This is a genomic window from Pseudomonas sp. FW300-N2A2 (assembly GCF_017351735.1).
In the GTDB taxonomy this organism is placed as follows: Bacteria; Pseudomonadota; Gammaproteobacteria; order Pseudomonadales; family Pseudomonadaceae; genus Aquipseudomonas; species Aquipseudomonas migulae.
Window position 1 is genome coordinate 349,540 of record NZ_JACNDU010000002.1, and the last position, 13,842, is coordinate 363,381.

At 60.2% G+C, this 13,842-nt stretch carries 14 protein-coding genes; 9 read left to right on the forward strand and 5 right to left on the reverse strand.

What is annotated here, in order from left to right; genetic code table 11:
• Nucleotides 1-50: 50 nt before the first annotated feature.
• Nucleotides 51-563, reverse strand: a complete 513-nt coding sequence (locus tag J4E42_RS05090; protein ID WP_207284740.1) for a hypothetical protein — start codon at nt 561-563, stop codon at nt 51-53.
• Between the two features lie 388 nt (nt 564-951).
• Between J4E42_RS05090 and J4E42_RS05095 the strand changes: the two genes are divergently transcribed.
• A complete protein-coding gene (locus tag J4E42_RS05095; protein WP_207284741.1) occupies nt 952-3,027 on the forward strand; it encodes an AsmA family protein in 2,076 nt (691 codons plus the stop codon).
• Between the two features lie 62 nt (nt 3,028-3,089).
• Here the strand turns inward: J4E42_RS05095 and J4E42_RS05100 are convergent, their stop codons facing one another.
• Nucleotides 3,090-4,052 (reverse strand): LysR substrate-binding domain-containing protein, encoded by a 963-nt coding sequence (locus J4E42_RS05100; protein ID WP_259331662.1) that lies wholly within the window; start codon nt 4,050-4,052, stop codon nt 3,090-3,092.
• Nucleotides 4,053-4,160: 108 nt separating this feature from the next.
• On the opposite strand from J4E42_RS05100, the gene J4E42_RS05105 reads away from it, so the two are divergent.
• The 3 genes from J4E42_RS05105 (at nt 4,161) to J4E42_RS05115 (ending at nt 6,104) form a co-directional block, all read left to right on the forward strand.
• Entirely contained in the window at nt 4,161-4,799 is a 639-nt protein-coding gene (locus J4E42_RS05105; protein WP_207284743.1) for an FMN-dependent NADH-azoreductase, read from the forward strand.
• Nucleotides 4,800-5,105 carry a multidrug efflux SMR transporter gene (locus J4E42_RS05110; protein WP_207284744.1) on the forward strand — a complete coding sequence of 102 codons (306 nt, stop codon included), beginning with the start codon at nt 4,800-4,802 and terminating at the stop codon, nt 5,103-5,105.
• A 108-nt stretch (nt 5,106-5,213) separates the two neighbouring features.
• On the forward strand, nt 5,214-6,104 hold the full coding sequence (locus J4E42_RS05115; RefSeq protein WP_008045209.1) for a triacylglycerol lipase: 891 nt from the start codon (nt 5,214-5,216) through the stop codon (nt 6,102-6,104).
• 97 nt (nt 6,105-6,201) lie between these two features.
• On the opposite strand, the gene J4E42_RS05120 is transcribed toward J4E42_RS05115, so the two are convergent.
• Entirely contained in the window at nt 6,202-7,089 is an 888-nt protein-coding gene (locus J4E42_RS05120) for a DMT family transporter (protein ID WP_207284745.1), read from the reverse strand.
• A gap of 96 nt (nt 7,090-7,185) precedes the next feature.
• Between J4E42_RS05120 and J4E42_RS05125 the strand changes: the two genes are divergently transcribed.
• The 3 genes from J4E42_RS05125 (at nt 7,186) to J4E42_RS05135 (ending at nt 9,591) form a co-directional block, all read left to right on the forward strand.
• Nucleotides 7,186-7,980 carry a helix-turn-helix transcriptional regulator gene (locus tag J4E42_RS05125; protein WP_207284746.1) on the forward strand — a complete coding sequence of 265 codons (795 nt, stop codon included), beginning with the start codon at nt 7,186-7,188 and terminating at the stop codon, nt 7,978-7,980.
• 64 nt (nt 7,981-8,044) lie between these two features.
• The gene (locus J4E42_RS05130; protein ID WP_008031179.1) at nt 8,045-8,350 is read left to right on the forward strand and encodes a PsiF family protein; all 306 of its coding nucleotides are present in this window, start codon (nt 8,045-8,047) and stop codon (nt 8,348-8,350) included.
• A gap of 227 nt (nt 8,351-8,577) precedes the next feature.
• The gene (locus J4E42_RS05135; RefSeq protein ID WP_008038685.1) at nt 8,578-9,591 is read left to right on the forward strand and encodes an AI-2E family transporter; all 1,014 of its coding nucleotides are present in this window, start codon (nt 8,578-8,580) and stop codon (nt 9,589-9,591) included.
• Nucleotides 9,592-9,709: 118 nt separating this feature from the next.
• Here the strand turns inward: J4E42_RS05135 and J4E42_RS05140 are convergent, their stop codons facing one another.
• Complete coding sequence (locus J4E42_RS05140) at nt 9,710-10,984, reverse strand: Hsp70 family protein (RefSeq protein ID WP_192226948.1); 1,275 nt, start codon at nt 10,982-10,984, stop codon at nt 9,710-9,712.
• Nucleotides 10,985-11,282: 298 nt separating this feature from the next.
• On the opposite strand from J4E42_RS05140, the gene J4E42_RS05145 reads away from it, so the two are divergent.
• Nucleotides 11,283-12,230: a DnaJ C-terminal domain-containing protein gene (locus tag J4E42_RS05145; RefSeq protein ID WP_008038686.1), complete on the forward strand. Its 948-nt coding sequence runs from the start codon at nt 11,283-11,285 to the stop codon at nt 12,228-12,230.
• Between the two features lie 23 nt (nt 12,231-12,253).
• Nucleotides 12,254-12,559: a chaperone modulator CbpM gene (locus tag J4E42_RS05150; RefSeq protein ID WP_008038687.1), complete on the forward strand. Its 306-nt coding sequence runs from the start codon at nt 12,254-12,256 to the stop codon at nt 12,557-12,559.
• A 129-nt stretch (nt 12,560-12,688) separates the two neighbouring features.
• Here the strand turns inward: J4E42_RS05150 and J4E42_RS05155 are convergent, their stop codons facing one another.
• A complete protein-coding gene (locus J4E42_RS05155) occupies nt 12,689-13,810 on the reverse strand; it encodes a sensor histidine kinase (RefSeq protein ID WP_207284747.1) in 1,122 nt (373 codons plus the stop codon).
• Nucleotides 13,811-13,842 lie beyond the last annotated feature (32 nt).

Consider the following 13,842-nt stretch of genomic DNA (forward strand, 5'->3'; position numbering starts at 1 on the left):
GTCAAAAGCCCAATCCGTGGATTGGGCTTTTTTTCAAGGCCGCCATGGGCTTAGCTCACAGCGCTGTTGCGTTCGATTACGCGGTCACCACCACCTTCAGCCAGGGTTTGGCCTTGTGGGGTACGGTCGGAACCGTCGGCAGCCAGGGTTTGGCCTTGTGGAGTGCGGTCGGAACCATCAGCAGCCAGGGTTTGGCCTTGTGGAGTGCGGTCGGAACCGTCAGCAGCCAGGGTTTGGCCTTGTGGAGTGCGGTCGGAACCGTCAGCAGCCAGGGTTTGACCTTGTGGGGTGCGATCGGAACCGTCGGCAGCCAGGGTTTGGCCTTGTGGGGTGCGATCGGAACCGTCAGCGGCCAGGGTTTGACCTTGTGGAGTGCGGTCCGAACCATCTTGAGTGATCAGGCCTTTTTCTTTCAGGCGATCATTACCACCTTCGGCAACGGTTTGACTGAACACCGAGTGGCTGTCTTTCACTTGTGGGGTGGCCTGGTCAGCGGCTGGCAGGGCGAAAGCGGTGCTGGCCAGCATGGAGAGGGTAAGGCTAAACAGTAGTTGGCGTTTCATGATCATGTGCTCCGTGGGAGGGCGGCAAAGTGGGTACGAGGCCAATGCTACTCTCGATAAGTCGATATAAAAGTTCATAAACGCAATGGTAATAATCAACAGAATTGATTGTTCCGTGCGAAGGCTCTAGACCGGGCCTTTCCGGCGGATGTTTTCGCACTGATGTGGGTATTTTCTACTCACGTGCGTCGCACAAAAGTGCGGGGTCGGTAACGCCGGATTTCGAGTGCAGGGTGTCCCCGACCGATTATTTGAACGTTAAGCCGCATTTCGATTAAACCTGCGCGCCGTTTCCCAGTCCTAGGCTTCATGCCAGGCCGGTTCTGGCCTGAGGTTTCACACGCGCGTCGCGGTCAGGGCGCTCAGTCGTATTCAGGAGCCCTGTGCAATGACGCGCCCCCCGAAAATTTTTGCCTGGACCTTTGCCAGCCTGGTTGTGTTACTGGCGATACTGGTTCTGATCATCGCGTTCTTCGATTGGAACCGGATCAAACCGACCCTCAACGCCAAAGTCTCCGAAGAGCTGCACCGCCCGTTCGCTATTAATGGCGACCTGTCGGTGGTCTGGCGGCGTGAGCTTGACGAAGGTGGGTGGCGCGCCTGGGTGCCGTGGCCGCATGTGGTGGCGCAAGACCTGAGCCTCGGCAACCCGGACTGGTCGAAGCAGCCGCAGATGGTCTCGCTCAAACGCGTCGAGCTGCGCATTTCGCCGCTGGCCTTGTTGGCGCAACGGGTGACGATCCCGCGCATTGACTTGACCGAACCGAACGCAGACCTCCAGCGCCTGGCCGATGGCCGCGCCAACTGGACCTTCAAGTTCGACCCGAAAGACCCGAACGCCAAACCTTCCAGTTGGGTGGTCGACATCGGTGCGATCGGCTTCGACAAAGGCCACGTCACCCTCGACGACCAGAGCCTGAAAACCCAGCTCGACCTGATCATCGATCCGCTGGGCAAGCCGATCCCATTCAGCGACATCGTCGGCGAAAAAGCCGCGAAAACTGCGCAGGAGAAGGGCGCGGCTCCCCAGGATTACGCGTTTTCACTGAAGGTCAAAGGCCAATACCACGGCCAGAAACTGACGGGCGAAGGCAAGATCGGCGGCCTGCTGGCTTTGCAGGATTCGGCCCGGCCGTTCCCGCTCCAGGCCCAGGTCAAGATTGCCGACACCAGCGTCGAGCTCGCCGGTACGCTGACCGACCCACTCAACCTTGGTGCGCTGGACCTGCGGCTGAAACTGGCCGGCAGCAGCCTGGGCAATCTCTATCCGCTGACCGGCGTGACCCTGCCGGATACACCGCCCTACGCCACCGACGGCCACTTGATCGCCAAGCTGCATGAGCCGGGCGGCGCGGTGTTCCATTACGAAGCGTTCAACGGCAAGATCGGCGAGAGCGACATCCATGGCAGCCTGGCCTATGTCGCCAGTCAGCCTCGGCCGAAACTCAGCGGTTCGCTGCTCTCCAATCAACTGTTGTTTACCGACCTTGCGCCCTTGATCGGCGCCGACTCCAACGCCAAGCAAAAGGCCCGCGGCGGCGAAAGCAAGCAGCCGGCGGACAAGGTGTTACCGGTCGAAGAGTTCAAGACCGAGCGCTGGCGCGACATGGACGCCGACGTCGAATTCACCGGCAAGCGCATCGTCCACAGTGAAAAACTGCCGTTCAATGACCTCTACACGCACCTGGTGCTGACCGACGGCGTGCTCAGTCTCGAACCCCTGCGTTTCGGCGTGGCCGGCGGCAAACTGGATGCGCAGATTCGCCTGAACGGTCGCACCGAGCCGTTGGAAGGCAACGCCAAGCTGACCGGGCGCGGTTTCAAGCTCAAGCAGCTGTTCCCGACCTTTGAACCGATGAAGACCAGTTTCGGCGAACTCAATGGCGATGCCGACATCAGTGGTCACGGCAACTCGGTGGCCAAGCTGCTGGGCACGGCCAATGGCAATCTGAAGATGCTGATCAACGACGGTGCCATCAGCCGCGAGTTGATGGAGCTGGCCGGGCTGAACGTTGGCAACTACGTGGTCGGCAAAATCTTTGGCGACAAAGAAGTGAAGATCAATTGCGCGGCGGCCGACTTCGACATCAAGACCGGCCTGGCCACCACTCGGTTGTTTGTCTTCGATACCGAGAACGCGATCATCTACATCGATGGCACGGCGAACATGGCGACTGAGCAACTGGACCTGACCATCACCCCGGAATCCAAGGGCTGGCGCCTGATTTCCCTGCGTTCGCCGCTGTACGTGCGGGGCAAGTTCATCAAGCCGGATGCTGGCGTTAAAGCGGTGCCGCTGTTGCTGCGCGGGGCGGGGATGGTGGCCTTGGGCGTGATTGCGGCGCCGGCGGCGGGGTTGCTGGCGCTGGTGGCGCCGAGTGGGGGTGAGCCGAATCAGTGTGCGCCGTTGCTGGAGCAGATGAAGGCGGGCAAGGCACCCGTCACCGTTAAGCCCACCAAATAAATCGATGACGGTCTGACAGGCGCTACAAATCTTTCAGGATGTCGGCCACAGGGAAGTGATCGCTACTCCGGTGTGAGTGACAAGCGCGGCGAAAAGTTTGATGTGATTGGCGATCTTGGCAACAAGCCAGACAATCGGGCTTCCTCCTGCAACCACGCAAAAAATGCGCGCACCGGCGGATGGCGTTCACGACCCGGTACGCACAGCGCGCTGTAACCGGCGCCACTCACCTGGATTTCACTCCGGTAAGCCACCAACAAACCACTGGCCACGCTCTCGGACACCAGAATATTGCTCGCCAGCACCAGGCCTTGTCCGGCGATCGCGGCTTGCAGCGCGTAATGCTCTTCGTCGTATTCGCGGACCGCCGGGTTTGCCGTCAGCCAGGTTTCTGCAGACTGCGAGCACCACGCCTCCCAGCCATGGGCGTACAGCTTCGAGTTGTGCCAACGCACGCTGATCAACGTCGGTGCGCGGATGCGGGCCTGCGCAACCTGTTCCGGCGAGCCATAAACACCGAACGATTCATCGAACAGGCACAGGCCATAAAGGTTCGGGTAGTCATCGAGGCTATAGCGCACCACCAGATCGACGCTGGCGTCCTGATGCAAATCGATGACTTCGCAATGGGTGTCCAGCCGCACGCTGATGTTCGGATGCCGGGCGTAAAAACGCCCCAGTCGCGGTACCAGCCACAAGGCGGCAAAAGCGGCGGTGGTGGAGATTGTCAGGCTGGTGCCGCTGCGTTGCGGGCGCAAGGTGTCGACGCTTTGCGCCACTTCCAGAAAAGCGCCGTGCAGGCTGTGAAACAGGCGCTCGCCGCATTCGGTCAGGCGCACTTGCCGTGGCAGTCGCTCGAACAGCGGCACGCCGAGCCAGGTTTCCAGCGAGCGGATCTGGTGGGAAACCGCCGTTGGCGTCACCGACAGTTCTTCGGCGGCGGCCTTGAAACTCAACAGGCGTGAGGCGGATTCGAAGGCGCGCAGGGCGGTCAGTGGCAGCGAGGCAAACATTGAACACTCCATGGATGAAATTAATTCATCTAGGCTGATTTTTGCTCATTTGAGGCGAAACGGTCGCGGGCACAAGCTGCATGCCACACGCGGTTTGAGTTTAGTCCTCAGGAGATTCAGATGAACACAATTCTTGCCATTCACGCCAGCCCACGGGGCGAACGTTCCCACTCCCGTCGCCTGGCCGAAGTGTTTCTCGGCGCCTGGCAGGCCCGCCATCCGCACGCGCAACTGACTCGCCGCGAAGTCGGACGGGCGTTGATTCCTCCGGTCAACGAAGCGTTTGTGGCCGCCGCGTTTTACCCCGAGCCCGAGGCGCGGCCGCTGACGATGCAGGCCGACCTCGCGTTCAGCGATGAACTGGTCGCCGAGTTGCTGGGCCACGATCTGCTGCTGATTTCCACGCCGATGCACAACTTCAGCGTGCCCAGCGGCCTCAAGGCGTGGATCGATCAAATCGTGCGGCTCGGGCTTACCTTCAATCACACGCTGGACAATGGTGTCGCGCAATACGAGCCGTTGGTGCACGGCAAGAAAGCGCTGATCGTCACCAGCCGTGGCGGCTTCGGTTTCGGTCCCGGTGGTGAACTGGAAGCCTTGAACCATGCCGATACGCTGTTGCGCACGGCGTTGGGGTTTATCGGCATTACCGACGTGACCGTCGTGGCCGCCGAGGGTGAGGAATCCGCCGAGCGCACCTTCGAGATCTCCGTCGCCGAGGCCGAGCAGCGTTTGCTGACGCTGGCCAGGGAGTTCTAGATGGCCTGGGTGTTTTTGCTGATCGCCGCCGGGTTCGAAGTCACCTTTGCCATGGGCATGAAGTATGCCGAAGGCTTCACCCGGCTCTGGCCGTCACTGATCACGATAGTGGCGGCGGTGGGCGGGATTTACTTCCTGACCCTGGCGATGCGCGAATTGCCGGTGAGCATCGCTTACCCGATCTGGACCGCTATCGGTTCGCTGGGCACGGTGTTTCTCGGGTTTGCGTTGCTCGGCGAAAGCCTGACGGCGGTCAAGCTGGTATCGGTCGGATTGATCGTGGCGGGGGTGGCGGGGCTGAAATAGGGCGGATGTCATAGACTGGTCGTCGAGCTGTCACATTCGATGTCGATGCTGGGCTGATGTCTTGTATTCAGCCTTGCGTCACCTCACCGATCACAAGGACGTTTGCCCATGTCGCAAGGTTCTGCCACGCGTTATCCGTTGGTGCTGGTCCCGGGAATGCTCGGGTTTATCCGTCTGGTGCTTTATCCGTACTGGTACGGGATCGTGGCGGCGTTGCGCCAGGGTGGGGCGACGGTGATTGCGGTTCAGGTGTCGCCGCTGCACTCGACTGAAGTGCGCGGTGAACAATTGCTGGCGCGGATCGATGAAATCCTGCGGGAAACCGGTGCCGAGAAGGTCAACCTGATCGGCCACAGCCAGGGCTCGCTGACCGCCCGTTATGCCGCCGCCAAACGCCCGGATCGCGTGGCTTCCGTGACCTCGGTGGCAGGCCCCAATCACGGCTCGGAACTGGCGGACTACTTGCACAAACATTACCCGGCGGACAGCGCGAGGGGGCGGCTGCTGGCGTTTTTTCTTCGAATCATCGGTGCGTTGATGAGTTTGCTGGAGACGGGTTATCGCGGGCCGAAGCTGCCGGTGGACATCCACGCGTCCCATGAGTCGCTGACGACAGCGGGGGTGGCGCTGTTCAACCAACGTTATCCACAGGGCTTGCCTGAAACATGGGGCGGGCACGGGCCGGAAGAGGTCAACGGCGTGCGCTATTACTCGTGGTCCGGCACGTTGCAGCCAGGCAAGACCGATCGCGGGCGCAATCTGTTCGACGGGACGAACCGCAGTTGTCGGCTGTTTGCCAAAACCTTCGTGCGTGAAGTCGGGCATTGCGACGGGATGGTCGGGCGTTACAGCTCACATCTGGGCACGGTGATTGGCGATGAGTATCCGCTGGATCACTTTGACATCGTCAACCAATCGTTGGGGTTGGTGGGGAAGGGGGCCGAGCCGATCCGGTTGTTTGTGGAGCATGCGGCGCGGTTGAAGGCGGCGGGGGTTTAGCCGTCAGACCGCATTATCGTTCTTCGCGGGCAAGCCTCGCTCCTACAGGGACAGCGCATGAACTGTAGGAGCGAGGCTTGCCCGCGAAGGCGTCAGATCAGGCGACGCTAACCTTACGGCCCAACACCATGGTCCAACGCTCCGAAACAATCACCCCACCCAACGTCAACATCCCGCCCACCAGGTGATACATCGCCAATTGCTCATGCAACACCAGCGCGGCAATCAATGCGGTAATCACCGGCAGCAAATTGAAAAACAACGTCGTCCGGCTCGGCCCCAGACGCACCACGGCCTGCATCCATGCCAGTGGCGCAACCATCGACGCCAGCAGGCAGGCATACAGCACCAGCGGAATATTCTGCAGCGTCGGACCGATTTTCGGCGACACGGTGAACAACGGAAACAGCACCACCACTGCCACCCACACTTGCAGATACAACAACACCAGCGGTGGCAAACGCAGCTGCCATTTTTTCAGCAGCGTGCTGTAAATCGCATAGGCCAGCGTGGCGATCAGCATCATTGCATCGCCCAGGTTCACCCCGTGCTCAAGCAATGCACTGAGGCTGCCGGACGACACCACCACCAACACACCGCCAAACGACAACACCGCACCGGCCAGCGCACCGGCGGTCAGGCGCTGGCCCAGGCTGACGATGGCCATGGCCAGCGACATCAACGGCATCAGCGACAGGATGATGCCCATGTTGGTGGCGGAGGTCAGCGTCGCCGCGAAGTACGCCAGGCTCTGATAAACCGCCATGCCCAGCACGCCGAGGATGAGAATCTTCCCCAGGTTCGGGCGGATGGCCGACCAATGGGCGATCACCGGTTTGAGCATGAACGGTGTGAACAACAATCCGGCCAGCAGCCAGCGGTAAAAACCGATCTCCGCCGGGAAGATCGCCCCGGCCGACATTTTGGTGATCACGGTATTGCCAGCCCAAATGAAAATGGCCAGCAGGGGATAAGCGTATTGCATCAGGAACAACCAGAACGTTAATGAGGGAGAATTATCGCCTGTCCGGATGCAAGCCTATACTGCGATCCAGACAACCTGACCCTGATGACAGACAGCATGAGCAGCAAACACATCGACCTGCTGGATTTCAGCGAATTGCCCGCGCCGGTGTACTTCCGCTACGCCGACTTCAATAGCCACGAATATGCCTCGGCCCACCGTCACCCCTGGGGCACGCTGGAGTATTCGGCCAACGGTGTGTTGCACATGGAAATCGGCAGCAGCCGTTTCATGTCGCCACCGCAATATGCCGTGTGGGTACCGCCGCAGATCGAACACAGTTTCTACAGTAATCAACCGATCAACTACCGCGCCGTCTGCCTGGCGCCGGCGCTGTGCCACGAACTGCCGACGCAGGCCTGCACCCTGGCGATCAGCGACATCCTCAAGGCAATCCTCAAGGACTTCGCCGCCCGTGACGTGAAGATTCCCGAGCAAGAGACCGACCAACGCCTGGCCCAAGTGCTGGTGGATCAGCTGCAGCAGGCGCCCATCCACCAATGCTACTTGCCCTACGCCAGCAGTCCCGGGCTGCTCGGTATTCTGGAAGCCTTGCAGGTTGAGCCCGGAGATAACCGGCCGTTGTCGGCATGGGCCGAGCAGATTCACGTCAGCGAGCGCACCCTGGCGCGGCAGTTTGTGCGCGAGTTGGGCATGAGTTTCGGCGAGTGGCGGCAGCGCCTGCGCTTTCTGGCGGCGATCGAAGCACTGGACAGTCATCGCAGCATTCAGGAAATCGCGTTCGACATGGGCTACAGCACCGGGTCGGCGTTTATCGCCATGTTCCAGCGCCAGGCCGGGTGTACGCCGGAGCAGTATCGCCGAAGCCATCTGCCGGGCAGGAAGCTGTAACAGGCTTTGTCTACACTCCAGAGCGAGGCCGTGCCTCTCGGTGCGGCAACAAGGAGAAAACTCCATGACGATGTTGCGTGTCCCTTTGTTGATGATCGGTTTGCTGCTCTGCTCCCAGGGCTTCGCCGCCACTGCCCAACAGAACAAGATGACCACCTGCAATGCCGACGCTACCGCGAAAAGCCTCAAGGGCGATGAGCGCAAAGCCTTCATGAGCACCTGCCTTAAAGCCGCGCCAGCCGCCAATGACGCGAAAGCCCTGACCCCTCAGCAAGAGAAGATGAAAACCTGCAATGCCGATGCCGCGACCAAGGCCCTCAAGGGTGATGAGCGCAAGGCGTTCATGAGTGATTGCCTGAAGAAGAAATAAACGGATTTGCGGGGATTGTGAGGGCCCCATCGCGAGCAGGCTCGCTCCCACAATGGATCTGCATACACAGGACAAATGTGGGAGCGAGCCTGCTCGCGATGAGGCCGGCCAGAGCGCTGCAGAAATCGCCTCTACCCCCGACCAACGTCGCCCCACACAATCCCTAGTGCTGACACCCGAACGCTGGCAGACTGCCAATCCTTTTACGCCGTTCGTTTTGAGGCTGTATGCCAACGTTTTCTCAACGCCAAGTCTTGCTGCTCATCAGTTGGGTCATCATCTTTGGTGGTTTGCTGCTGGTGATTCCGTTGCGCTTGCTGCCAAGCCTGCTGGCCGGTCTGCTGGTGTTCGAACTGGTCAACATGCTCACCCCGCAATTGCAGCGACTGATCGAAGGTCGGCGTGCGCGCTGGCTGGCGGTGGCGTTACTGGGCACGTTGGTGGTCAGTGTGCTGACGCTGATCTTTGCCGGCGCTTTCAGTTTCCTGCTGCATGAGGCGGAAAACCCCGGCGCTTCCCTCGATAAATTCATGCTCGTGGTCGACCGCGCTCGCGGTCAGTTGCCGCCGTTCATCGACGCCTACCTGCCGGCCAGCGCCGCCGAGTTTCGCGTGGCGATTGGCGAGTGGATGAGCAAACACCTCAGCGACCTGCAACTGGTGGGCAAGGACGCGGCGCACATGTTCGTGACGTTGCTGATCGGCATGGTGCTCGGCGCGATCATCGCCCTGCAACGGGTGCCGGACCTGACCAAGCGCAAGCCGCTGGCCGCCGCACTGTTTGATCGCTTGCACCTGCTGGTCCAGGCGTTCCGCAACATCGTGTTCGCACAGATCAAGATTTCCCTGCTCAACACCTTCTTCACCGGGATTTTCCTGGCGGTGGTCCTGCCGATGTTTGGCATCAAGTTGCCGCTGACCAAAACCCTGATCGTGCTGACCTTCCTGCTCGGCCTGTTGCCGGTGATCGGCAACCTGATGTCGAACACGCTGATCACCATCGTCGGCTTGTCGCTGTCGATCTGGGTCGCGGTGGCCGCGCTGGGTTATCTGATTGTTATCCACAAGCTCGAATACTTCCTCAACGCGCGCATTGTCGGCGGGCAGATCAGTGCCAAGTCGTGGGAGTTGCTGTTGGCGATGCTGGTGTTCGAGGCCGCGTTCGGCCTGCCGGGGGTGGTGGCGGGGCCGATTTATTACGCGTATTTGAAGAGTGAGTTGAAGCAGGTGGGGATGGTTTGATCCGGTCGATATTTATTGCCTGATCTGACGCTTTCGCGGGCAAGCCTCGCTCCTACAGGGATTGAATTGATTCTGTAGGAGCGAGGCTTGCCCGCGAAGGGCTCACCTCGGTTTCGGATCAGTCCATCGGCCCATAACGCTTGGCCGCTTCAATCGCCAAACCACTGCCGATGCTGCCAAAGATGTTGCCTTCCACATGCCGCGCATTCGGCAACATCGCCGAGACGCTGTTGCGCAATGCCGGAATCCCGCTCGAACCACCGGTGAAAAACACCGTATCCACCTGATCGACCCGCACGTTGGCGTCGTTCAGCATCTGGGTCACGCTGTTGCGCACGCGCTCCAGCAAGTTGTCGATGGCCGACTCGAACAACGCCCGGCTCAACTCCACGCTCAGGCCCGGCTCGATGCGGTCCAGCGGCACATGGCGGCTGTCGGCGTGGGTCAGCTGAATCTTGGTTTCTTCCACTTCCATCGCCAGCCAGTGCCCGGCACGTTGCTCGATCAGCTTGAACAGACGGTCGATGCCGCCGGTGTCTTCGATGTCGTAGCGCATGCTGCCCAGGGCCAGGGTCGATTTCTGCGAGTACACCGAGTTGATGGTGTGCCAGGTCGCCAGGTTCATGTGGTGGCTGGTCGGCATGTAGGCGCCGCTCTTCATGCGGCTGCCGTAGCCGAACAGTGGCATCAGGCCTTGCAGGCTCAACTGCTTGTCGAAATCGGTCCCGCCGATGTGCACGCCGCCGGTGGCGAGGATGTCCTCGTGACGGTTGTCGTGGTTGCGGCGTTCAGGAGATAGGCGCACCAGCGAGAAGTCAGACGTACCACCGCCGATGTCGACGATCAGTACCAACTCTTCCTTTTCGATGGTCGACTCATAGTCGAACGCTGCCGCAATCGGCTCGTACTGGAACGACACATCCTTGAAACCGATGGCACGGGCCACGTCCACCAAGGTGTTTTCCGCTTCCTGGTCCGCCATTTCGTCGTCATCGACGAAGAACACCGGACGACCCAGCACCACTTCGTCGAACTCGCGACCAGCGGCGGTTTCGGCACGTTTCTTCAACTGACCGATGAACAACCCGAGCAAGTCCTTGAACGGCATCGCCGTGCCGAGAACGCTGGTGTCGTGCTTGATCAGCTTGGAACCCAGCAGGCTCTTGAGCGAGCGCATCAGCCGGCCTTCGTAGCCTTCCAGGTACTCGTGCAGCGCCAGACGGCCGTACACCGGGCGGCGTTCTTCCATATTGAAGAAGACCACCGAGGGCAGGGTGATCTTGTCGTCCTCCAGCGCGATCAGCGTTTCCATGCCGGGGCGCAGCCAGCCGACGGTGGAGTTGGACGTGCCGAAGTCGATACCACAGGCACGGGCTGGAGATGCGTTTTTCATGTCTATCAGGTTCCGGTTAAAAAACGGCCGCGCAGTGTATGCCAGTGCGGCGCAGATTCGAAGGCCGACTATCCGCTAAATCTCGGTAATTAGCGCCTTGATAAGACGGCCCCATGCCCCAAACTTGTCTGCATTGGCCCTGGCAGCCATTGGGACGGACAAAAGAACCGCCCGCCGCTGCCGATAAACTTCTAATGCGCTGTCCGGTCACAAACTTGAGATCGGTCAAACCTCGTGCGGCAATTAAGAGCATGCTGAGGCTGATGGCGCGATTTTGATAATGGATGGTGATTCCACGATGGACTTCAAAGACTATTACAAGATTCTCGGTGTGGAACCGACCGCGGACGATAAGACGATCAAGGCGGCTTATCGCAAGCTGGCGCGCAAATACCACCCCGACGTCAGCAAGGAAAAGGACGCCGAGTCCAAATTCAAGGACGCGTCCGAAGCCTATGAAGCGCTGAAAAGCGCCGACAAGCGCGCCGAATACGACGACTTGCGCAAATACGGCCAGCACGGCCAACCGTTCCAGGGCCCGCCAGGTTGGCAGGGGCGTGGCGGCGGTGGTTTTGGTGGCGGTCAGGACTCGGGCGATTTTTCGGACTTCTTCAGTTCGATCTTCGGTAACCGTGGTCCTGGGTTTGGTGGTGGAGAGTCGCGCCGCAGTGCCGGACGTCGAGGGCAAGACGTGGAAATGGAACTTGGGATCTTTCTGGAAGAAACCCTCTCGAACGAATCGAAGAAGGTCACGTTCCAGGTGCCGCAGTACAACGCTGCCGGCCAGCACGTCAGCAACACCAGCAAAAGCCTGAACGTGAAAATCCCCGCCGGCGTGACCGACGGCGAGCGCATCCGCCTCAAAGGCCAGGGTGCACCGGGCATCGGTGGTGGCGCCAACGGCGACTTGTTCCTGATCATTCGCTTTGCGCCGCATCCGAAGTTCGACGTCGAAGGCGAGAACCTGATCATTACGCTGCCGCTGGCTCCGTGGGAATTGGCGCTGGGCACCGAAGTGGCCGTGCCTACACTGACAGGCAAGATCAACCTCAAGGTGCCGGCCGGTAGCCAGAACGGCCAGCGTATGCGTGCCAAGGGCCACGGCTTGCTGAACAAGGCCGGTCAACGCGGTTATCTGTTCGTGCAATTGAAGGCGGTCATGCCGAAAACCTCGAGCGACGAGGTCAAGGCGTTGTGGCAGGAACTGGCGAAAAAAGCCGCATTCGACCCGAGAGAAAACTTCTGATCCAAGAGACGGAGTAGCCCATCATGAGCAACCCCCTGATCGTTCAACTGGACATGGCAGAATTCTGTGAGGCGACCGATTTGTCGGACGTCTACGTGATCGAAATCGTCGAGCACGGCATCCTCGAACCTCAGGGCAAGCAGCCCAAGGATTGGCGTTTCACCGATTATGAGCTGGCGCTGGCCAAGCGTGCCGCCAAGCTGCGGCACGATCTGGAGTTGGAGTGGGAAGGCGTCGCCCTGGCGCTCGACCTGCTTGAAGAGGTGCAGCAACTGCGGGCCGAGAACCGGATGCTCAAGCAGCGGTTGGCGCGGTTGGTTGTCGAATAGCTGAAGCCAATTCGATTCCTGTAGGAGCCGGCTTGCTGGCGATGAACGATGATGCGGTGAGTCAGACAGACCGCGTTGCCCCCATCGCCAGCAAGCCGGCTCCTACAGTTCATGACCGTGCACGGCGGTCTATCTCGGCAACACCACGGTAAACAGCGTCCCATCAGTTTCGTTCGAACTGACCTCGATCGTCCCGCCGTGCGCATCGACCACTTCCTTGACGATGAACAATCCCAGGCCAAGGCTGGTGGACGGCTGTCCGAGTTCTTCATCGGCGCTGCGTACCAGCGGATCGAAGATCGTGCCGATCGCGTCCTCGGGTATCGGCGCTCCAAAGTTATGCACCGTTAGACGAACGGTGTCAGGTTCGCCGGTGAGGGTCACCGTCACATCACGTTTGTTCGACCCATGTTGCAACGCATTGCCGATCAGGTTTTGCAGCAGTTGAGCCAGGCGTCCGGCATCCCACACGCCTGTCGTGTCGCCCTGTGCATGAACTGTCGGATCGCATTCGGGATTACCGGCACAGGCTTCGGCAATCGCTGCGTGAGCGGCATCGGCCAGGTCCATCGGCTTGGGTTCAATCGGCAGGCTCTTGCCCAGGCGACTGCGCACCAGTTCCAGCAAATCGCCGACCATCACCGCCATGTGCCGCGCGCCGCGTTTGATATTGATCGCACAAGCCAGGGCATCGCCTTCAAGCGTGGTTTTGCGCATCAGCATTTCGGTGGACAGGCTCACGGCCTGCAAGGGGGCACGCAGGTCATGGCCGAGAATAGCCAGGAAGATATCCCGCGAATGATTGACCTGTTCGGCATAGGCCGCCGTGGATTCGGCAAGGGCTTCATCGATGGCTTCGTTGAAACGGATCATGTCCTGGAAGTAAGCGAGGTCCGGTGATTCCAGGCTGTTGACCCACAACCGGATCACACAGGCACGCAGGTGACGGAATTCGCTGGTCATCTGCAACAGATCGAAGCCCACGGTGTGGCGCAGTTCACCATGACTGGCGCCGGCTTTGTCCAGGCTCGGGGTTTTCTCCGGACCTTCGCCCCTGGCCTTGGCGAGTTGCTCGCTGGCGGTTTGCGCGGTGGTCATGTCCCGCGCTGCCGCCAACAGGATTTCCCTGGCGTGATCACGCAAGGCCACTCGATCCATATTTTCGGCCGCCGGGGTAATCGTTCTGGCGAACTGCTCCCATTCATCGACGATACGGTCTACGTGTTGCCTGATGAATTCGGATAGGCGCATGGTCGGTTTCCTGATGGCAATCCGAGGCATCT